Annotated in this window: 17 protein-coding genes; 13 read left to right on the top strand and 4 right to left on the bottom strand. The window is 57.6% G+C overall.

The genetic code is table 11. The features are described 5' to 3' along the window. Positions 1-164: 164 nt before the first annotated feature. Complete coding sequence (locus CYR55_RS14695; protein ID WP_101817071.1) at positions 165-1610, bottom strand: APC family permease; 1446 nt, start codon at positions 1608-1610, stop codon at positions 165-167. A 147-nt stretch (positions 1611-1757) separates the two neighbouring features. Continuing rightward, positions 1758-2591 carry a helix-turn-helix domain-containing protein gene (locus tag CYR55_RS14690; protein ID WP_101817219.1) on the bottom strand — a complete coding sequence of 278 codons (834 nt, stop codon included), beginning with the start codon at positions 2589-2591 and terminating at the stop codon, positions 1758-1760. A gap of 170 nt (positions 2592-2761) precedes the next feature. Between CYR55_RS14690 and CYR55_RS14685 the strand changes: the two genes are divergently transcribed. The 6 genes from CYR55_RS14685 (at position 2762) to CYR55_RS14660 (ending at position 8104) form a co-directional block, all read left to right on the top strand. Further along, complete coding sequence (locus tag CYR55_RS14685) at positions 2762-3901, top strand: ornithine cyclodeaminase family protein (RefSeq protein ID WP_101817069.1); 1140 nt, start codon at positions 2762-2764, stop codon at positions 3899-3901. Positions 3902-3970: 69 nt separating this feature from the next. Next, positions 3971-4387: a RidA family protein gene (locus tag CYR55_RS14680; RefSeq protein ID WP_101817218.1), complete on the top strand. Its 417-nt coding sequence runs from the start codon at positions 3971-3973 to the stop codon at positions 4385-4387. 44 nt (positions 4388-4431) lie between these two features. Continuing rightward, positions 4432-5724, top strand: a complete 1293-nt coding sequence (locus tag CYR55_RS14675; protein ID WP_101817067.1) for an NAD(P)/FAD-dependent oxidoreductase — start codon at positions 4432-4434, stop codon at positions 5722-5724. Between the two features lie 96 nt (positions 5725-5820). Further along, on the top strand, positions 5821-6387 hold the full coding sequence (locus tag CYR55_RS14670; RefSeq protein ID WP_101817065.1) for an RBBP9/YdeN family alpha/beta hydrolase: 567 nt from the start codon (positions 5821-5823) through the stop codon (positions 6385-6387). Positions 6388-6569: 182 nt separating this feature from the next. Further along, the gene (locus tag CYR55_RS14665) at positions 6570-6815 is read left to right on the top strand and encodes a helix-turn-helix domain-containing protein (RefSeq protein ID WP_101817063.1); all 246 of its coding nucleotides are present in this window, start codon (positions 6570-6572) and stop codon (positions 6813-6815) included. Next, complete coding sequence (locus tag CYR55_RS14660; protein ID WP_101817061.1) at positions 6809-8104, top strand: type II toxin-antitoxin system HipA family toxin; 1296 nt, start codon at positions 6809-6811, stop codon at positions 8102-8104. The genes CYR55_RS14665 and CYR55_RS14660 overlap by 7 nt, the downstream gene beginning before the upstream one ends. Before the next feature lie 184 nt (positions 8105-8288). On the opposite strand, the gene CYR55_RS14655 is transcribed toward CYR55_RS14660, so the two are convergent. Further along, the gene (locus tag CYR55_RS14655; protein ID WP_101817059.1) at positions 8289-9293 is read right to left on the bottom strand and encodes a replication initiation protein; all 1005 of its coding nucleotides are present in this window, start codon (positions 9291-9293) and stop codon (positions 8289-8291) included. A 1466-nt stretch (positions 9294-10759) separates the two neighbouring features. On the opposite strand from CYR55_RS14655, the gene CYR55_RS14650 reads away from it, so the two are divergent. The 5 genes from CYR55_RS14650 (at position 10760) to CYR55_RS14635 (ending at position 15052) form a co-directional block, all read left to right on the top strand. After that, on the top strand, positions 10760-11395 hold the full coding sequence (locus CYR55_RS14650) for an AAA family ATPase (protein WP_101817057.1): 636 nt from the start codon (positions 10760-10762) through the stop codon (positions 11393-11395). Further along, positions 11389-11652, top strand: a complete 264-nt coding sequence (locus CYR55_RS14645; protein WP_101817055.1) for a hypothetical protein — start codon at positions 11389-11391, stop codon at positions 11650-11652. Before CYR55_RS14650 ends, CYR55_RS14645 begins: the two co-directional genes overlap by 7 nt. Positions 11653-11868: 216 nt before the next feature. Next, entirely contained in the window at positions 11869-13170 is a 1302-nt protein-coding gene (locus tag CYR55_RS14640; protein ID WP_101817051.1) for an NAD(P)/FAD-dependent oxidoreductase, read from the top strand. 19 nt (positions 13171-13189) lie between these two features. After that, positions 13190-13558 carry a cupin domain-containing protein gene (locus CYR55_RS23585; RefSeq protein ID WP_165699605.1) on the top strand — a complete coding sequence of 123 codons (369 nt, stop codon included), beginning with the start codon at positions 13190-13192 and terminating at the stop codon, positions 13556-13558. A gap of 9 nt (positions 13559-13567) precedes the next feature. Then, positions 13568-15052 carry an aldehyde dehydrogenase family protein gene (locus CYR55_RS14635; RefSeq protein ID WP_165699604.1) on the top strand — a complete coding sequence of 495 codons (1485 nt, stop codon included), beginning with the start codon at positions 13568-13570 and terminating at the stop codon, positions 15050-15052. Between the two features lie 70 nt (positions 15053-15122). Here CYR55_RS14635 and CYR55_RS14630 read toward each other — a convergent pair whose 3' ends face one another. Then, positions 15123-15791 (bottom strand): helix-turn-helix transcriptional regulator, encoded by a 669-nt coding sequence (locus tag CYR55_RS14630; RefSeq protein WP_101817048.1) that lies wholly within the window; start codon positions 15789-15791, stop codon positions 15123-15125. Between the two features lie 361 nt (positions 15792-16152). Between CYR55_RS14630 and CYR55_RS14625 the strand changes: the two genes are divergently transcribed. Both CYR55_RS14625 and CYR55_RS14620 read left to right on the top strand, forming a co-directional pair. Further along, on the top strand, positions 16153-17646 hold the full coding sequence (locus CYR55_RS14625; protein WP_101817045.1) for an APC family permease: 1494 nt from the start codon (positions 16153-16155) through the stop codon (positions 17644-17646). Next, positions 17624-18184, top strand: a complete 561-nt coding sequence (locus tag CYR55_RS14620; RefSeq protein WP_165699603.1) for a DUF3156 family protein — start codon at positions 17624-17626, stop codon at positions 18182-18184. The genes CYR55_RS14625 and CYR55_RS14620 overlap by 23 nt, the downstream gene beginning before the upstream one ends. The last annotated feature ends 471 nt before the right edge of the window (positions 18185-18655 follow it).

Below are 18655 nucleotides of genomic sequence, written 5' to 3'. Positions count from 1 at the left end.
TACAGCTCCAGGCTATTTTCAGCGGGCAAACCGCCGCACACCGCAGTGTATTAGGAATAATCTTAGAGAGGATACCAGACACTTGATCGCAGGTCTTTGTTTATCGTGGGGAAGCCACAGGGGCGGGCGCGCCCTGACTACCGGCCGCGCCCGTCGGGGGAAAATCAGGGCGGGGTACTGACCCGGCGGCGGCGGGACAGCACATACCCAGCGACGGCGCAGACGGCGATCCCCCAGGGGATGAGCTGCACCCGCGGGGAGTCGCTGCCGCTGAGCAGTTGCAGGTTCATGACCATCATTATGAGGGTGGCGGACATGCCGGTCAGGGCCAGCAACGGCGCCCAGAAGGTGCGCCATGCACTGCTGCCCGGCGCGTGAGTACGCCGGAAGAACACGATCACTGCCGCCGAGACGCCCACCTGAAGCACCATAATGCACAGGGTCGCGATAGCCGAGCCAAAGGCGAAAATGTGCACCATCGGGTCCAGGTTGGTGCTGCCCATCCCCACCAGCATTAACAGCAGGATCACGCTGTGCAGGTGGCTGGCGTTATGCGGAGTGCCGTTGGTCGGGTGGGTGCGGCACAGCTCTTTCCAGATCAGGCCGTCACGGCTGATGCTGAAAATGTAGCGTGAAATATTGTTATGGAAAGCCAGCGCCGCAGCGAACAGGCTGGTGATCAGCAGGACGGACATGGTGTCCACCGCCCACTGGCCGACATACTGGCGGGTGATGTCAAACACGAAATTCCCCGGGTCGCGGCGGGCGATCGTCACCAGTTCGTCAAAACCGTAGGCCTGCACCAGCGCCCAGCTGGTAAAGCAGAAAAATGCAGTGATCAGCAACAGGGCGCAGACCGTGGCACGCGGCACCGTTTTTTGTGGGTCGCGGCACTCTTCGGCATAGATCGCCGTGGACTCAAACCCGATAAAAGCGGCAATGGCAAAGATAAAGGCGATGCCTAAGTTGCCGTGCAGAAATACCGACGGCTGAAAGGAGGCGAAGGTCAGCGGCCCGCTCTTGTTGACCAGCAGCATGACGTCGGTCAGCAGCACAATCGCCACTTCCGCCAGCATCAGCACGCCCAGCAGCTTTCCGCCGACCTCCACCCGCTTAATCCCCAGCACCCAGGCGATCACCACACACAGCATACTCAGCGCCCACCAGGGCACCTCTATGCCCAGGTGCTGTGCCAGAAACAGCTGGGTGAAGAAGCCCAGCATCGCTACCACTGCGGTCTGGATGGCGCAGTACGCCAGCAGCGCCAGCACTGACGCCGGGCCGCCCCAGTGTTCCCCCAGGCCGGTGGCGATGTAGGTGTAAAACGCGCCGGCGCTTTTCACATGGCGGCTCATGGCGATGTAGCCCACCGAGAACAGCATCAGGATCAGGCAGGCCGCGATGTACACCACCGGAATGCCCCCACCGTTACCGGTAAAAATCGCCACCGGCAGGCCACCGACCACCCCGGTCAGGGGCGAGGCGGCCGCCACCACAAAGAAAACCAGAGAAAAGAGACCCAGCGTGTTCTTGCGTAAACCGCCGCTGGCTTGCGCGTTGCCGGTGACGCCCGGAGCCGCTGTGTTATCTGAATCAATTACATTGCTCATCGCCGGTGCCTTTCCTGTCAGTGAGAAGTTACTCAGGTGTTGGTTCCTGAGGCAGGTGACTCACCGGAATCATTCATCAGCGCGTGCGGCCGGGATAGAAAAAATCGGACAGCGCAAAGGTGCAGCGGCCGCACCCTTTTAGGGCAGTCAGTGGTAGCAGAGGCGCTCCCGGTAAGCCTCGTGCAGGATACGGCGCTGGTAGTCCAGCGGCGTGGTGCTGACCAGCTTTTTGAACTCCCGCAGGAAGTGGGACTGGTCACTGAACCCCAGATCCAGCGCCAGATCGGAGCAGGCGGGCGATTCCGGCTGGTGGAGGCAGTTCAGGGCGGACTGGCAGCGGATAATGCGGCTGAAGGCTTTGGGTGACAGGCCGGTGTCCTGCCGGAACTGGCGCTGGAGGGTGCGGCAGGTGTAGCCGGTCAGCGCCGCCAGCTGCTCAACCCGGATGTTGCCCCGCAGCCCGCGGATTGCACGCAGGCTCTGCGAGGTCACGGCAGAGGATTTACGGGTCAGCCGCCGGGTGAAGTAGTGGTTAAACAGCGCCACCTGCTGTGAAAACAGCGTATTTTCCACAATGTGTTCAAAGGCCGGGCGCGCGCCGGGGATCACGTCCAGAAAACCGAACTCCCGGTCGGTGAGTTCTTCCGCCATCACATCCAGGAAATCGGGCATCACGCCGGGGGCGAAGCGCACCCCAAAATAGTGATGACCCGCTTTCAGCTCGGCACTGCGCGCTTCCAGCGTGGTGCCGCACACCCTGGCCATCGGCCGGGTGGCGTCACAGTCAAACAGGATGTCCACACAGCCGTCAGGGATCGCCAGCGTCATGCCGGCCATGGGTGCCCTGTCAAACCGGTAGAAATGGGAGATCGCCGGGTTCTCGGATCCCATGACGGTGTAGTGCCGGGCAGCGCTGAGCACAAACCAGGGCTGCTCAGGGTGGATAACGGCATGGCGGCGGGTAAGCAGGGCATCTGGCATTGTCAGGTTCTCGGGTAGCGGGGCGATAACCATGAACCATGCAAGCCGGATGCCAGCTGCCACTGTTTGCCTTGTCGCAAATCTTCAATACAGCCGGTTGCCGCCCGCGTTATTGATAACCCCGTTCATCGCGCTGACCAGGCGCAACTCACTGAAACAGGGGTACCGGCATGACAGATTCGACGCACATTGATTTTATCTACCTTTCCGAGCCGGACATGATCCGCGCCGGGGTCACGGATATGGCAGCCTGTGTGGATACCATGGAAGAGATGTTCGGCCTGCTCTACCGGGGTGACTACCGCATGGCCGGGCCGAATAACGACTCACACGGGGCGATGGTGACCTTTCCTGAGCACTCGCCCTTTCCCGCCATGCCGAAACCCACTGCCGATCGCCGGATGATGGCGATGCCCGCCTACCTGGGCGGCAGCTTCTGTACCGCCGGGGTGAAATGGTACGGCTCGAATATCGAGAACCGGCAGAAAGGGCTGCCGCGCTCCATCCTGATGTTCACCCTCAGCGACGCCGACACCGGCGCGCCGCTGGCATTTATGTCTGCCAACCTGCTCTCCGCCTACCGTACCGGTGCGGTGCCGGGGGTGGGCGCACGCCACCTGGCGCGCCGTGATGCCAAAGTGATTGGCCTGCTGGGGCCGGGCGTGATGGGGAAAACCGCCGTTGCCGCGTTTATCGCGGTTTGCCCGCAGATCGATACCCTTCAGGTGAAAGGGCGCGGCCGCAAAAATCTGGATGACTTTCTCTCCTGGGTCAGCCAGACCTACCCGCAGATTACCCAGGTGCGGGTGGTCGATACGCTGGAAGAGGTGGTGCGCGGTGCGGACATCGTCACCTATTGCAGCTCAGGCGAAGTCGGTGACCCGGCCACCTACCCGCTGGTAAAACGCGAATGGGTGAAGCCGGGCGCGTTTCTCGCTATGCCGGCCCTGTGCAATATCGATGAAGGCATGGAACAGCCTGAGGTACGTAAGGTGTTGGATAACACCGGCTTGTACCAGGCCTGGTATGACGAAGTGCCGAAGCCGGCGCACCACACTATCCCGGTGATCGGCGTGCGGTTTATGGACATGCTGGCCGAGGGGAAAATAACCCGCGACCAGCTGGAGGACATCGGCAAAATCGTCGCCGGTGACGCGCCGGGCCGCCTGAACGACGACGAAATCATCCTGATGTCCGTGGGCGGTATGCCGGTGGAGGATGTGGCCTGGGGCACGGTGGTCTACCGCAATGCCCGAGAGAAAGGCATCGGCGTCACCCTCAACCTGTGGGAATCCCCTGCATTACGCTGAAACGTATCACCCTGCCGATATACATTCCGGCAGTGCGCGGCGCTGCCCTTTTATCTGATGGAAAACACCATGACCAAAATAACCAAAGTCACTACAGGTTCTGTTTTTGAGCAAAAAGCCAGCTATTCACGCCTCGTCAACGTCGATAACTGGATCTACGTCTCCAATACTGCCGGGCGCAACCCCGCGACCAAAACCATCCCGGAGGCGGTCACCGACCAGACGCACCAGGTGTTTGCCAATATCGAAGCCGCGCTGGCGGCCGTGGGCGCCACGCTGGCCGATGTGATCGCCTCCCGGGTGTTTATCCAGGACCCGGCCGATGTCCCGGCGGTGATGGCGATCATCGGTGACAAATTCCACGGCATTAACCCGGCCTCCACCGTGACTTGCCCGCCGCTCGGCTCAACGGTCTACAAGGTTGAAATCGAGGTCACGGCTTACCACGGCGCATCCCAGGCCGATGTGGAAACCATTACCCTGTAAGCTCCGCCTGCCCCTCCCGGCAACCCGATTTGAAGAGGTGTTTTATGGCTCCAGCTATTACCCCGGTGCGCACCGCCACCGGGTTCCCCGCGTCCACCCACGTGGTGGTGATTGGCGGCGGCATCGTCGGCCTGACCGCCGCGCTGACGCTGGCCGAGCGCAATATTCCGGTGGTACTGCTGGAAAAAGGCCGCCTGGCGGGGGAGCAGTCATCACGCAACCTTGGCTGGGTGCGTAAAACCAGCCGCCACGCCGGGGACATCCCCCTGGCGCTGGCCGCTGACCGGCTCTGGGCCGCGCTGCCTGAACGCGTGGGGCGCGACGTAGGCTACCGGCAGGCCGGGATTATGTTTGTGGCCCGCACAGAGGCGCAGATGGCGATGCATGAGAACTGGCTGACCTCAGTCAGCGATCTTTCGCTCAACTCCCGCCTGCTGAGCCGGGCGGAGATCGCTGCCCGTGTACCCGGGGGGCGCGGGCAGTGGGCCGGTGGGATTTACACCGCCAGCGACGGGCGGGCAGAGCCAACGCTGGCGGCCAGCGCGATTGCCGCAGCGGCCATCGCCAGAGGCGTGGTGATCGTGGAGAACTGTGCGGTGCGCAGCCTCACGACAGCAGGCGGGAAGGTCAGCGGTGTGGTCACGGAACAAGGCGAGATCCGCTGTGAACAGGTGCTGCTGGCGGGCGGGCTGTGGTCGCGGCGCTTCCTCGGCAACCTCGGCATTTCCCTGCCGACGCTGCCGCTTATCTGCTCCGTGCTGCGCACCAAACCCATGGCAGGGCCGACCGAAATTGCGGTGGGCGCGCCCGATTTCTCCTTCCGTAAGCACAAGGACGGCGGTTTTATCATCACCCAGCGGGGTGCGCTTGATGCCTCCCTGACGCTGGATCACCTGCTGCTGGGGCCGCGTTACCTGCCCCAGCTCCGCACGCAGCGGGATTTTCTGCGTATCTCACTGGGGAAAGATTTCCTGAAAGATCTGGCCCTGCCGCGCCGCTGGGGCACGAAAAAAGCCTCACCGTTTGAACGTGTCCGCACCCTGGACCCGCAGGCTAACCCGGTGCTTAACCGGGAAGCGATGACTAACCTGATGGCGGCGTGGCCGGCATTTGAACGGGCGGAAATTGAAGAGGCCTGGGCGGGCGTGATTGATGTCACGCCGGATTCCAACCCGGTGATCGGGCCGGTCGCCGCCCTGCCCGGCCTGACGGTCGCCACCGGGTTTTCCGGGCATGGTTTCGGCACCGCCCCCGCCGCCGGGCAACTGGCGGCGGATATGGTGTCCGGCCAGGCCCCTCTTATCGATCCGTCTCTGTACCGGTTTGACCGCTTCTGAAAAGGATATGTGCCGCTGCTGATGTTCAGCTTCCTGATGAAACGGCCTGCGAATTACGTTACGTTTCAGAGGGAATGTCTCACAAGGAGCGGAAAGATGACGTCAAAAAGGCTGTTTATTGTGCACGGTTTTATGGCTGGCCCCGATCACCACTGGTTTGGCTGGCTCAAAAAAGAGGCTGAGTTACTGGGGATGGCAGTGCATGTCCCGGCGACGCCTGATCCGATGGCTCCGGACGACGCCGCATGGCTTTCTGCCTTGCAGGCGGCCGTCGGTGAGGTTGACGGCGAGACCTGGTTCGTCGGGCATAGCCTCGGTTGCATTACCACCCTGCGCTACCTGAACCAACAACCGCCCGGCAACCATGCCGGCGGCGTGATAATGGTATCGGGGTTCAGTGAGCCGGTGCCTGCCCTGCCGGAACTGGACGCGTTCACCCGTGCCCCACTCGACACGACGCACATCATCGAGCATGTGCCCCACCGGATGGTGATAGCCTCGCTGAACGATGAGATTGTGCCGCCTGCCCTGACCCTGCGCCTCAGCCAGCAGCTTAATGCGCCGTTTTATGGGCTGCCGGAGAGCGGTCATTTTCTTGACCGCGACGGCTTCTGTGAATTACCGCTGGTCGCCGGATTATTACGCAGGTTAATCGAGGAATAACGTAACTCACCCGAGAAAGCCCATGAAGGAAATCATGGCCATTTTCATCTGTTTTAGCGGCATGATGCCCTAAATTTACCTAAAAAACCCTGATTATCCCTTGTAGAGGATAAAACTTGTGTTATCCCCTAAAGGGGATAAAATCATGCTTATCCCCTATTCCGGATAATGAGCGTGTTTCGATGAACATTACCTCTCCAGAAATGCTGGCGCAGGCCATGCATAACCAACGTAAAGCCAAAAACCTCAGCCAACAGGCGGCGGCCGCCACTATTGGTGTCAAACAGGCCACGCTGTCCGCGTTTGAAAATCATCCGGGCGGCACCCGGCTGGAAACGCTGTTTAAATTGCTGGCTGCATTAGACCTTGAACTGCACCTGCAACAGCGTGATGCCGGCACCCCAACCCAGTGGGATCAGGAATGGTAAGCCAGCAACTCACCGTGGCCCTGAATGGGCTGGTGGTCGGGCAGCTTGAAAAACGTGGCGGCATGACGTTCCGTTACGATGAAAGCTGGCTGGCACGGCCGGGCGCGCGGGCGATTTCACTCTCATTGCCGTTGCAGGCCGGGCGCTTTGAAGGGGACGTGGTATACAACTTTTTCGATAACCTGCTGCCCGATAATGAGCGCGTGCGCGGCCGTATTCAGGCACGTTTCCATACCCCGACCCGCCAGCCTTTTGACCTGCTCAGCAGCATCGGCAGCGACTGCGTGGGCGCGATCCAGCTCTACCCCACCGGCACGTTTATTAACCCGGTCACTGAAATTCATGCCGACCCGCTCAGCGAACCGCAGATCGCCGCACTGTTACGGGGCTATCAGTATGCCCCGCTGGGCATGGAGGCTGAGAGTGATGACTTCCGTATTTCACTCGCCGGTGCGCAGGAAAAAACCGCCCTGCTCCGTTATCGCCAGCAATGGTACCGGCCGCGGGGCAGTACGCCGACCAGCCATATTTTCAAGCTGCCGGTCGGGTATATCGTGGCGAATAACATCGATCTCAGCGAGAGTTGTGAAAACGAGTGGCTCTGCCTGCAACTGGCGCGGGCTTTTGGTTTCCGCGTTCCGGATGCGGAAATCGCGCATTTTGATGACCAGAAAGCGCTGATTGTGGAGCGGTTTGACCGGCGCTGGTCGCAGGACGGCAGCTGGCTGATGCGCCTGCCGCAAGAGGACTTCTGCCAGGCTCTGGGGGTGGCTCCGGCCCTGAAATATGAGGCTGACGGCGGGCCGGGCATTGCCGCCGGCATGAAACTGCTGCTTGGCTCCCAACAGGCGATCGCGGACCGGGAGACCTTTTTCCGCAGCCAGATCCTGTTCTGGCTGCTGGCAGCCATCGACGGGCACGCCAAAAATTTCAGCCTGTTCCTGGAGCCGGGCAGCGCGTACCGGCTGGCCCCGCTGTATGACATCCTCTCCGCCTACCCGCTGATGACCCCGTCGGGTATCGCCCCGCAAAAAGCGAAAATGGCCATGGCGGTAAGAGGCAAAAACCGTCACTTCCATTGGGCGACGATCCTGCCGCGCCACTATGTGGCGATGGCAAAAAGCGTGGCGTTTTCTGCCGCGCGGGCCGCCGATCTGCTTGAGGAGATGGCAGCACAAACCGAGGCGGTCATTACCCGCGTAGAACGCCACCTGCCGAACGGTTTCCCGGCATTCATCAGCGATCCGATTTTCTCCGGGCTGCGGAAACAGGCCCAGAAGATCCTCTGACGCGATCCTGCCTGGCTTATCAGCAGGATCCAGCGTGAACCCAACCGATCGCGGAAGCGGGATGTTATCAGCCTGTTATTGGCGGCTAAAACGCAGCAGAACGCGTTTTACGGCGTTCCGGGAGACGATCCAAGGATGGATCGAAAAGGATCGTCTCGCCGCTCTGCATGCGTTCCAGCGCGTTTTACGCGGCTTTTTTGCGGGTGCTGCGCTTTTTGATCTCTGCCTGCAACTGTTTGATGTTGGCGGTATCACCGGTGATCGTGTACCAGTCCAGCCATTTACGCAGATCGGCCAGGGTGATTTTTTCAGAAGAATCAAATGCTTCAAGTTTCTGGCGGTACTCTTTCATCAGGCTGATGCACCGGCGCGCCCATTTTCCTTCCAGATCCGATCCGGCCACCGCGTGGGGGCGGCGTGGTAAACGCGGGCGCAGGGGTTTGGCCGCGCGCTGCCCTGACTCGATCACATAGAAAAATTTGATCGCCGTGACGGAACGTCCCACTTTGACCGGCTGCCAGCTCACGGAAATATCCGTATTGGCGTTGATCCGCTCTACCGCCGGCACCAGCACGTCACGCTTGAAAAAACGGTACTCTTCGTACTTGCCCACCAGCCCGGTGCGCTCTTTCATCCAGTCGATCTCGAAAGGATCGGTTTCGATGATCCCGTTCTGCCGGGAATTACGCGCCAGGTTGCGGAACTTCACCAGCCAGCTGTAGAGCCGGAAGGCAAAAGGCGTGTCCAGCCGGGAGACGTGCTCGAAGTCAACCTGGGTAAACTCTTTTTTCAAATCATACAGATAGGGAACAACATCCGGTGAGAAACGGATGGTGACATCGGCGGTATTGTCTGAGGCATCGTAACGGATCGAAGAGAACCAAAAGCGTTTGACCTTGTCCAGGCGCTTTTTTTTCTCATCCCACTCGTAGGTGATGATCGGTTTGCTGCCCAGCGAATCGGCGGCTTTTTTGAGCTGCTGATGGGTATGTGAGGGGTGAACACCAAACATCTTTTCAAAATCAGCAGGATAGAGTGTGTAGAGACCATCCGGCTGTACTTTTTTGCTGTCAATCTGGACCAGGGCTAAGTAGAGCAGACGCATCTCATCGAGTGTGGCGCTGTAGGCACCTTCAAGCAACTTGTTATCCTGCGTAACATACAGTTTTTTAACGTCCAGCTTAGCCATGTGCTTTCCGACAGGTGATATTTTAGCAAAATATATCACCTTAAAAACCGAGTTATCAACAGATCCTGAGATCACGTTAAGCCGCAAATCTTATCACGTTAAGCCGCAAATCTTATCACGTAAGACCGCAAATCTTATCACGTCAAGCCGCAAATCTTATCACGTATCCCTCTGTAAGCCTTTGAACTAAATAGTGAAAAACGCCCCTAGAAACAAGAAACAATAGAAACAAGAAACAAAGAAAAAAACAAACTAACGCAGCTTCGCTTTGTTTTTTAAGATCTGAAGATTGTGAGATCAATCAACTTCAGCATAATTGCAAAACAAGGCTATTCAACAATGATTAATTCGGTATTTCATTGTTTTGTAATAGATAATAAGGAAAGTAAGACCGCAAATCTTATCACGTTTGCCCATCTGCCTGCCGGATCATGCTTCGCCCCAGGATCCCAGCCCCAGGATCGTGATTTATCACGCTGCGAAATAGCGCATCCCTGCGGATGAACCGCAAAACTTATCACGTATGCGTTTCCCAATCCGGACGCGGCACCAGAAATGCACCGCAAAAGGTATCACGTTTAAGGACGTCCCCTTACCTATATAATTCTTTGATAAATAGCAGTTTATTTCAAATATCTGACTTCGCCCGAAAACATATCACGTTTGGGAGACTCTTCACCGCCTGCGCTGACGTTCCGGATAAATGGTACCGCAAATCTTATCACCTTAAGACAAAAAGCAGTGTCATAGAGATACTGCTTTGGTACCAAAACAGGCATTAACCGGCGTTATTTTGATGCCGGTTTGATACTGACCCGAATCTGAAGGCGAGTTACCATGCCGTGTTTTATGGAAGAAATGGGAAAGCGCAGAAGAAAGGTTCAGATAAAAGGCGTTTTTTGAGAAACAGTCCTCTTGCTTTGGCTGCATCAGCTGGCCTGCATCGTGATGGCGTCTGCAGGGCTGAGGCCGCCGGGTTTGCCTGTATCGCCACCGCCGCACAGGCAAAAAGGCGGGCGAACGCCCATGTTCAGCACCGCAAAACTTATCACGTTTGCACCGCTTACCCGGTAAAAATCTGGTGCTGTTTTGATGCCGTATCAGTATGTTAAACACACTGAAAATATCCCTTTTTAGTACCAAAAAAGCACCGCAATTCTTATCACGTTTCACAGATTACCTTTTTGAGCCGGCCCGCCGCCGGGAAATGTTCGCTCTACCTGTTTATTGATCTGTATAAAGGAAGGGAAACGAGCGCCATGACCGCATTCAGTGAACTACCCGGCTGCACAGACAGTGCAGAGGCTCTCCGGGTAGAGAGCCGGGTGAACTCCCATCTCTGCCCTTCCTTAATAGAAGAGGGATAAGCCGCCTTTCCTTACCCACTGAAAACAGGGTTGAATTGTGTTCCGTTTTGATATTCAATTGGTACCAATTCAGCACTTAATTAACTCCAGGAAGGTATCATGATTATACTCATCGGTAGCCAGAAAGGCGGATGCGGCAAGTCAACCACCGCGGCCAATATCTGTGCAGAGCTGGCCCGCCAGGGCAAGGATGTCATTCTGGTGGATGCAGACCGCCAGGGCACGGCCTCAAACTGGGTAACAGACCGGAACGGGCAGGAAAGCCTGCCGGTGGTTCACAGCATCCAGAAATTTGACAATATTCGCGAAACGCTGCTCGACCTGGCTAAACGGTATGAATACGTGGTGGTGGATTCCGCCGGGCGTGACAGCCGGGAGTTGCGTACCGGCATGACCGCGGCCGATGTGCTGCTGGTGCCGTTCCGCCCTTCACAGCCGGATCTGGATACCCTGCCGAAGCTCAATGACATCATCACTCAGGCGCTGGACATCAACGAGACGCTGCGCCCCTGCGCGATGCTGACCATGGCCCCGACCAACCCGGTGATTAATGAGACACAGGAAGCCAAAGATTATCTGGCGGACTTCCCCATCCTTAACCTGCTGAATACCGTCATCCGTGACCGTAAAATTTACCGTGACTGTATGTCTGAGGGCAAAGGCGTGGTGGAAATGGATAACGGCAAAGCGAAAGCGGAAATTCAGTGCCTGGTACAGGAGCTGATCTCATGGTAAAACGCCGCGAAGCCCCGGCTATTCCAGTCGATAAAAAAATAGAAGCGTTTGCTGCCCAGGCCGACCATATTGTCACGGCAGAACCCATGCACGATAAAGATGCCAAGCGTGATTACAAAGCGATTCGCGTCCCCTTTAACGAATATGAGTTCGCGCAGCTTGAAGCCCTATGTGAAAAAACGCAGCGCTCGAAGCTGAATATGATCCGTTACGCGCTGGCGTTTTACGCAGAGCATGGTCAGAACGAGCTTCCCTGATACTCTTTTAGCTCTCTTTTAGTACCAAAAAGGCACCTTTAAAGTGCCTTTTTAATATCAAAAAAATGCCTCCATATGCAGGCCGCTGTTTTTTGATTTTTTATATTCCTTCCTGCCCTGCTCATCCTTAAGGACGATAGTTTTCTTACACCTGCAATGTTTTTATGTTTTCAGCCCCCTCTTCCGTCAGAGACTGAATAACGCAAAGGCAAAGCGATGAACAATAAACTCGATGCGCTGACCTATTACGCAGCGACAAAAAAATATCACCTGCATTTCCCCTCATTAACAGACGATATCGACGTTGACGTCGTTATTATTGGGGGTGGCTTCTCCGGCATTAATACTGCATTGGAACTGGCAGAAAAAGGGATCACAAATGTCGCTGTGCTGGAGGCCCGCCATCTTGGCTATGGCGGCACCGGGCGCAATGGTGGGCAAGTGATGGCGGGCATCGGCCATGACATCGAGGCCGTCAGTAAACATGTCGGTAAAGAGGGGATGGAAACCCTGTTCAAAATGGCGAATCTGGGGGCCGGGATCATCCGCGACCGCATCGCCAAATATCAAATTGATGCAGATTTCATCCCCGGCTATGGCTACCTCGCCTATAACGCCCGGCAGGCCAAGACGCTGCACCAGTGGGAAAAAGAGTTCAGGTCGGTGACGCCGGATGAGGAGATTGCCCTGTATACCGGGGCTGACGTTAAAACGGTGATAGGCTCCGATGCCTACTGCGCGGCGCTGAAACATATGGGCGGCGGGCAGATCCACTCCCTGAATATGCTGCTGGGCTCGGCGCAGGCCGCCCATTCGCTCGGGGTGAAGATTTATGAATCCTCCCCGGTGCTCAACGTCACCTATGGGCCGCGTGTAACCGTGCGTACCGCGATGGGAACGGTGCGGGCGGCCAAACTGCTGTGGGCCTGCGACAGTTTCCTTAACAAACTGGAGCCGGAGATCCACGCCAGGACTCTGGTAACCTACTCATTTCAGATTGCCACTGCGCCGCTGACAGAGGAGATGGTCAACCGCATCAGCCCTATCCGCGGCGCGTACAGTGACATCCGCCCGGTGATCAATTACTACCGCGTCACGCGGGAAAACCGCCTGCTGTTCGGCAGCGCCACACGTTATCTGGAATATATGCCGGGCGACTTTGCCCGCTGGAACCGCACGCTGATGCTGCAGATCTTCCCCTGCTTGCGTGATACCCACATCGATTTCGCCTGGGGCGGGCCGATGGCGTGCAGCGCCAATCTGTTCCCGCAGATCGGCACCCTGCGCGATCACCGCAACGTCTTCTATGTGCAGGGTTACTCCGGCTTCGGTGTCACACCGTCACATATCGTCTGCAAAGTGCTGGCAGAAGGCATCAACGGTGGATCGCCGCGTTATGACCTGATGAGCCGCATTCCCCACGCCACCATTCACGGGCGTGACCGCTTGCGCAACATGCTGGTGACCGCCGGCAAACTGATGCATCAAACCTCCGGCTTCTGGAAAGGCCGCAACTGATCTTATTGAGAGGATAGCCATGAACCCCCTGAAACTAAACCATGCCACCCCACCCCTTACCGCCATCGGCAGCGTCAGCAACCTGGGTGCCACCGTCGTGGAGGGTGACCCACAAGTGTCGGTGGCGATGATCTACGGCGAACCGCAAGACGCGTTCACCTGTGGGCTGTTTGCCTCAACCCGCGGCGCCTTCCGCATGACGTACCCCTTCACCGAACACGCCACGATGTTGGAAGGGGAAGTCGAGATCACCAATGAGCTGACCGGCGAGTCAGAACGCTATAAAGTGGGCGACGGCTGGTTTGTGGAACAAGGGACACCCACCACCTGGCGGGTGCTCACTGACCATTTTGTCAAACACTATCTGGCCAATGTCGAAGATCGTTAAGGAGTTCCCATGAGTGATGTGGCATTACTTCAGGGAGTGCGGGCCGCACTGGCACACCCGCAGGGGCATTATATCGATGGGCAGGCGGTAACCGGCAACGGTGATGCCTTTCCGGTGATCAATCCGGCTACCGGGCAGACGCTGGCCGAGGTCAGGGCGGCAGACGGTGCCCAGGCGGATGCCGCAATGGAGGCCGCATCCGCGGCCCTGGCAGGGTGGCAGGCGATGCCGACGCTGGCGCGCGGCACCTTATTGCTGAAGCTGGCCGATGCGCTGGCCGCCCACCGTGAGGAGCTGGCTCAGCTGGAAAGCCTCTGTTCCGGCAAGACCCTGATGCTGGCGCGGATGCTGGAGATTGAACAATCGGTGGCTTTCCTGCGCTACTTTGCCGGCTGGGCCGGGAAAATCAGCGGTGAAACGTTGGATGTTTCCCTGCCCTCGTTCAACGGCGAAAAGTACACGGCATTTACCCGCCGCCAGCCGGTTGGGGTGGTGGTCGGCATTATTCCCTGGAACTTCTCCATTATGATCGCCATCTGGAAACTGGCAGCGGCGCTGGTGTGTGGCTGCACGGTGGTACTGAAGCCCAGCGAGTTTACGCCGCTGACGCTGCTGCGTGTGGCCGAACTGGCTACCGGCTGCGGTATTCCGCCGGGGGTAATTAATGTGGTGAACGGCGACGGCAAAACGCTGGGGCCACGGCTGATTGCACATCCGCATTGCGCCAAAGTGAGCTTTACCGGCTCGGTGGTGACCGGCCAGGCCGTCAGCCAGGCGGCAATGGCCGGCGGCAAGCGGGTCACGTTGGAACTGGGCGGGAAAAATGCGGCGCTGTTCCTGGAGGACATGGAGGTTGACGCCATCGTCAACGGCATTATTGAAGCGGGGTACCTCAATCAGGGGCAGATCTGTGCGGCAGCGGAATGTTTCTATCTGCCGGTGGGGAAAATGGATCCGGTACTGGCTGCGCTTCGTCAGAGACTAGAGGCAATGCGTATCGGTTCGCCGCTGGATGAGGGCACAGAGATGGGGCCGGTGGCTAACCGCCCGCAGTATGAAAAGCTGCTGAACCTGTTCGCGCAGGCGCGACAGGAGGGCAGCGAGATTATCTGCGGTGGCTATGCACTGGATCGTGACGGGTATTATATTGCGCCGACGGCAATCCGCGTGACCGACCCACAGGCGACCCTGATGCGTGAGGAGACGTTTGGCCCGGTCGGCACCTTTATCGCCTATGAAAACGACGCGGACGCGCTGGCATTGATCAATGCCTCACCCTCCGGGCTGGCCGCCAGCGTCTGGACACACGACATGGCGAAGGCGCTGCGTTATAGCGAACAGCTTGAAGCCGGTATGGTCTGGATCAACATGCATACTTTCCTCGACCCGGCCGTGCCGTTTGGCGGCATGAAAGACTCCGGCATTGGCCGTGAATTCGGGAGCGCCTTCATTGAGGATTACACCAACCTGAAATCCGTGATGGTGCGTTACTGAGCAGGCAGGCTGGCAGGCGATGGCGACATCGCCTTTTTCACTTTACCCAGGCGATGATTTCATCGCCTTTTTAGTTCAGGTAGTGGCGGTCGTGGGAAACCGGCAACCCGGCCACCAGTTCAGTCCGGTTGCTGGCGTTGGTCTTACTGAAAATATTACGCAGGTGGGTTTTTACCGTAGAGAGCGATACCCCTAACTGGCTGGCGATACGCTTGTTGCAGGCCCCTTCACGCACCAAACCCACAATCATCTGCTCTTTTGGCGTCAGCCGGCTGCCGGCGGCAGCGGGGGTCAGCTCTTCTGTTGCCAGTTCAATCAACGGCAGCGCAGCGCGCAACCGTTGCTGCTCCTGAAGGCTGAACGGTTTATCACGCATTAGTGACAGACCGGCCACAATCTGTTTGCGCTGGCGCACAAAAATTTCCGTCATATCCCCCATCGCGTTCGGCACCATAAATTGCCGGTAATAGGAGGAGCGACGGATCGATTCATCCATCCTTGCCAGTGTAACAGGCTGATCGTTATAACGTTGTGGGTGCAGTGGGTCGATCAGCAGAAAATGCCGCAGATAGGCCTGATGGGTTTCCGGCGAAATACCGGCGAGTATATGCTGGCCCGGCACCAGGTTGTCATCCACCAAATAATAGACGCCGGTTGAGCCGGGGATCAGCCGGGTCAACGCCTCCAGGCAGGTATGGACAAAAGCATCACCGGTAATTGCCGATGCAACACAAGTCATTCACGTTTCTCCTCACCCTGTTTTTATCGCAGCAGACCACGCTCTTCAGACGTTCCTCACCCTATATTTCGTTTTTTATTAACACAATTTAAACATTTTAATAACGTGAGCGGCGTCCATTTTCTGCTGGCTGAATGCATCACGCCATTATGCCAACCCTGGTAGCCGTCACATTCATATGAAAAAGTGATGTTTTGCGCATTAATGTTTAACACTTTGTAAAATAACATAAAAATCTCATGAAAGTACCTTGTCCTCGTCCTTTTGAACGATATGCGGCCTGGAGAAAGATTGCTTACATGGCGTTCACCCGGCGCGAAGCCTGCGTTTACCTTCTATCCGTCAGTGGCGAGGCGATATCATGTTAAAAGACAAACTGGCTGTTCATCTGGCCCGTGGGGCGGTGGGGTTCCCAACTACCCTGGCCAGCTCCATTGGTTTAATCATGGCAAGCCCGGTGATCCTGACTGTCACCCACGGTTTCGGGATGGGCGGCGACACCTTTGCCCTGGCGGTGTTGATTGCCTTTATCATGATGCAGGCGCAGTTGATGACCTTCTCAGAGGCGGCGGCGATGCTGCCTACTACCGGGTCAGTCTACGATTATATCGCCTGCGGAATGGGCCGCTTTTTTGCCATTACCGGCGCGCTGTGCGCCTACCTGATTGTGCATATCTTTGCCGGTACAGCCGAAACCATTCTTTCCGGTGTGATGGCGCTGGTGAACTTTGACACCGTGAACGCCCATCTGGAGGCGCATAACCAGACGTGGCTGGTGGGCGTGGGCATGGTGATGCTGTTTGGCCTGCTGAATGCCGTGGGCATTGAGGCGTTCGGTAAAGTTGAAGTGATCCTGACGTTCGTGATGTGGAGCACCCTGACCTTTTTCGGCATTGCCGGGGTGATCCTCGCCCCGGCGGTATCGCTCGACGGCTGGTTCGGCACCCCGCTTGACCTCAGCAGCCTGCCTGCGCTGTTTGGCATGGTCGGGATGGCGATGTTTATGTTTGTCGGCTGCGAGCTGGTCACGCCGATGGCGCCGGAGATCAAACAGGCACACCGCACGATCCCGCGTGCGATGGCACTGGGCCTGAGCGGCGTAGCCGGATGTATGTTCCTGTACGGGGCGGCCCTTAACCGACAGGTCAGCAATGTGCTGGTGGATGCCACCTCAGGTGTACATCTGCTCGATACCCCGCAGGCGATCCCGGTGTTTGCCGAACGGGTGATGGGGCCGTGGGGAAAATATTGGCTTGGCGCAGGATTGCTGCTGGCCGGGGCCGCCACCCTTAATACCCTGATGGCCGCAGTGCCGCGCATCCTCTACGGCATGGCGTTGGATGGCGCTTTGCCTGCTTTCCTGACCTGGCTCCATCCGCGTTTCAAAACGCCGGTGATTGCGATCGTCATCGCCGTGGCGATCCCATGCGTGCATGCCTTTATCCTTCAGGGTGACCTGAACCGGATTGTCCCGATGGTGCTGGCGGCGGTGTGTGCCTGGGGCGTCTCCTATCTGCTGGTGACCTTTTCCGTGGTGCTGTTGCGTCTCCGCCGGCCCGATCTGCCGCGCCCTTACCGCGCGCCCCTTTTTCCGCTGCCGCAAATCCTTTCAGGCACGGGCATTGTGCTAGCCATCTGCTATATCACGCCACCCGGCATGCATAGCAGCGATATCCTGATCCCATTCAGCATCATGTTGGGGCTGACGGCGGCCTATGCATTGGGCTGGACACTGCTGGTGCAACGCGTTAATCCCTTCAGACCACTTGAGGTGGAAGCAGTGCTCGAGCGGGCGTTTGCCGCCCATGACCGCACGGAACACGAGGTGCCGGATGTCCTGCGTTCATTGTTATGACAATGCGCTGTTGCGCAGGCTGAGCCATGATCTCGGCGGCTGGCCGGTAACGGCGCAAGGGCCACAGGCAATGCGGCTGCACCTTGATGAGCAGTTGCATATCACCATCATGACGCGGCGGCGCAGGCTGTTTATGGGAGAGATCAACAGCGCCCGGTTTGTGGCCGAGGGCGAATGCTGCTGGCAGGAAACCCTGAAGGTGCAGGCGCACCAACCCGGCTGGCTGCAGCGTCGGCCGGTAACCTTCCACGCGCCCTCATCACCGTCGGGCGCGCAACCGTTGCTGGCCTTCCTGGCCGCTTACCCGGTATTGGCACAGACACTGGGTGAGCTTGACTACCGCCATTTCAGCCTCTCTCTGGCTGCAGGACGCTGGCGCTGTGAAATCGAGCCATATGCCGCCAGCGACGTCGTGTGCCGCCTGCCGCCGTTGCGGCGATACCTGCGGTTACCGCCCCGTCAGCGGATGCTGCTGCTCAGTGTGTTGCGGATGGTGGCGCAACTGATGCAGGTTGCCGATCGCAATACAGCAGGCTGAGTTCACCCGGGCAACACGGTTTGGCCCCGGCGCCTCTTTCCGCACCCCTCATTTTTATTGAACCGGGTTTCCCACATTACCCCGGCTGAAGCAGAAGAGGGGTGAAAAACACTTTTTATCCGTTTAACGAAGCGCTAAAACCACCCGGAAGCGGCAAGGTGCTAAAAATGGCTCTTTTTTATATCAAAAAAATACCTTTTTGGTACTACTAATGCACCTTTAAGGTACCTTTTTTACCTGTTTTTTACCCCTGATGTTATCCCTTTCCTACCCTGACGCCCTGGGGCAAGCTGAAGGTTATCCACAGAAACGGTGGATAACTTCGGGAGAAGCTCTGCTCAACCTACCAGTATAAGGTGTTATCTCTGATAGAGTGATTTAACCCAAATCACGTAATGCATCAGCGCCCCTGAAGTATCTGGCGCCTGAGCGCGGGGATTAGCTACCTGTATGGCTGTTTATCCCCCCTTT

Source organism: Chimaeribacter californicus, assembly GCF_002858675.1.
Classification (GTDB): domain Bacteria; phylum Pseudomonadota; class Gammaproteobacteria; order Enterobacterales; family Enterobacteriaceae; genus Chimaeribacter; species Chimaeribacter californicus.
This window is presented reverse-complemented; position numbering and strand designations above follow the sequence as displayed.

Coding starts and splice junctions, on each gene's coding strand:
- CYR55_RS23585 (WP_165699605.1), top strand. CDS start 13,190: ATGAACCCCCTGAAACTAAACCATGCCACCCCACCCCTTACCGCCATC.
- CYR55_RS14655 (WP_101817059.1), bottom strand. CDS start 9,293: ATGGCTAAGCTGGACGTTAAAAAACTGTATGTTACGCAGGATAACAAG.
- CYR55_RS14670 (WP_101817065.1), top strand. CDS start 5,821: ATGACGTCAAAAAGGCTGTTTATTGTGCACGGTTTTATGGCTGGCCCC.
- CYR55_RS14640 (WP_101817051.1), top strand. CDS start 11,869: ATGAACAATAAACTCGATGCGCTGACCTATTACGCAGCGACAAAAAAA.
- CYR55_RS14635 (WP_165699604.1), top strand. CDS start 13,568: ATGAGTGATGTGGCATTACTTCAGGGAGTGCGGGCCGCACTGGCACAC.
- CYR55_RS14665 (WP_101817063.1), top strand. CDS start 6,570: ATGAACATTACCTCTCCAGAAATGCTGGCGCAGGCCATGCATAACCAA.
- CYR55_RS14695 (WP_101817071.1), bottom strand. CDS start 1,610: ATGAGCAATGTAATTGATTCAGATAACACAGCGGCTCCGGGCGTCACC.
- CYR55_RS14675 (WP_101817067.1), top strand. CDS start 4,432: ATGGCTCCAGCTATTACCCCGGTGCGCACCGCCACCGGGTTCCCCGCG.
- CYR55_RS14685 (WP_101817069.1), top strand. CDS start 2,762: ATGACAGATTCGACGCACATTGATTTTATCTACCTTTCCGAGCCGGAC.
- CYR55_RS14645 (WP_101817055.1), top strand. CDS start 11,389: ATGGTAAAACGCCGCGAAGCCCCGGCTATTCCAGTCGATAAAAAAATA.
- CYR55_RS14620 (WP_165699603.1), top strand. CDS start 17,624: ATGTCCTGCGTTCATTGTTATGACAATGCGCTGTTGCGCAGGCTGAGC.
- CYR55_RS14630 (WP_101817048.1), bottom strand. CDS start 15,791: ATGACTTGTGTTGCATCGGCAATTACCGGTGATGCTTTTGTCCATACC.
- CYR55_RS14690 (WP_101817219.1), bottom strand. CDS start 2,591: ATGCCAGATGCCCTGCTTACCCGCCGCCATGCCGTTATCCACCCTGAG.
- CYR55_RS14625 (WP_101817045.1), top strand. CDS start 16,153: ATGTTAAAAGACAAACTGGCTGTTCATCTGGCCCGTGGGGCGGTGGGG.
- CYR55_RS14680 (WP_101817218.1), top strand. CDS start 3,971: ATGACCAAAATAACCAAAGTCACTACAGGTTCTGTTTTTGAGCAAAAA.
- CYR55_RS14650 (WP_101817057.1), top strand. CDS start 10,760: ATGATTATACTCATCGGTAGCCAGAAAGGCGGATGCGGCAAGTCAACC.
- CYR55_RS14660 (WP_101817061.1), top strand. CDS start 6,809: ATGGTAAGCCAGCAACTCACCGTGGCCCTGAATGGGCTGGTGGTCGGG.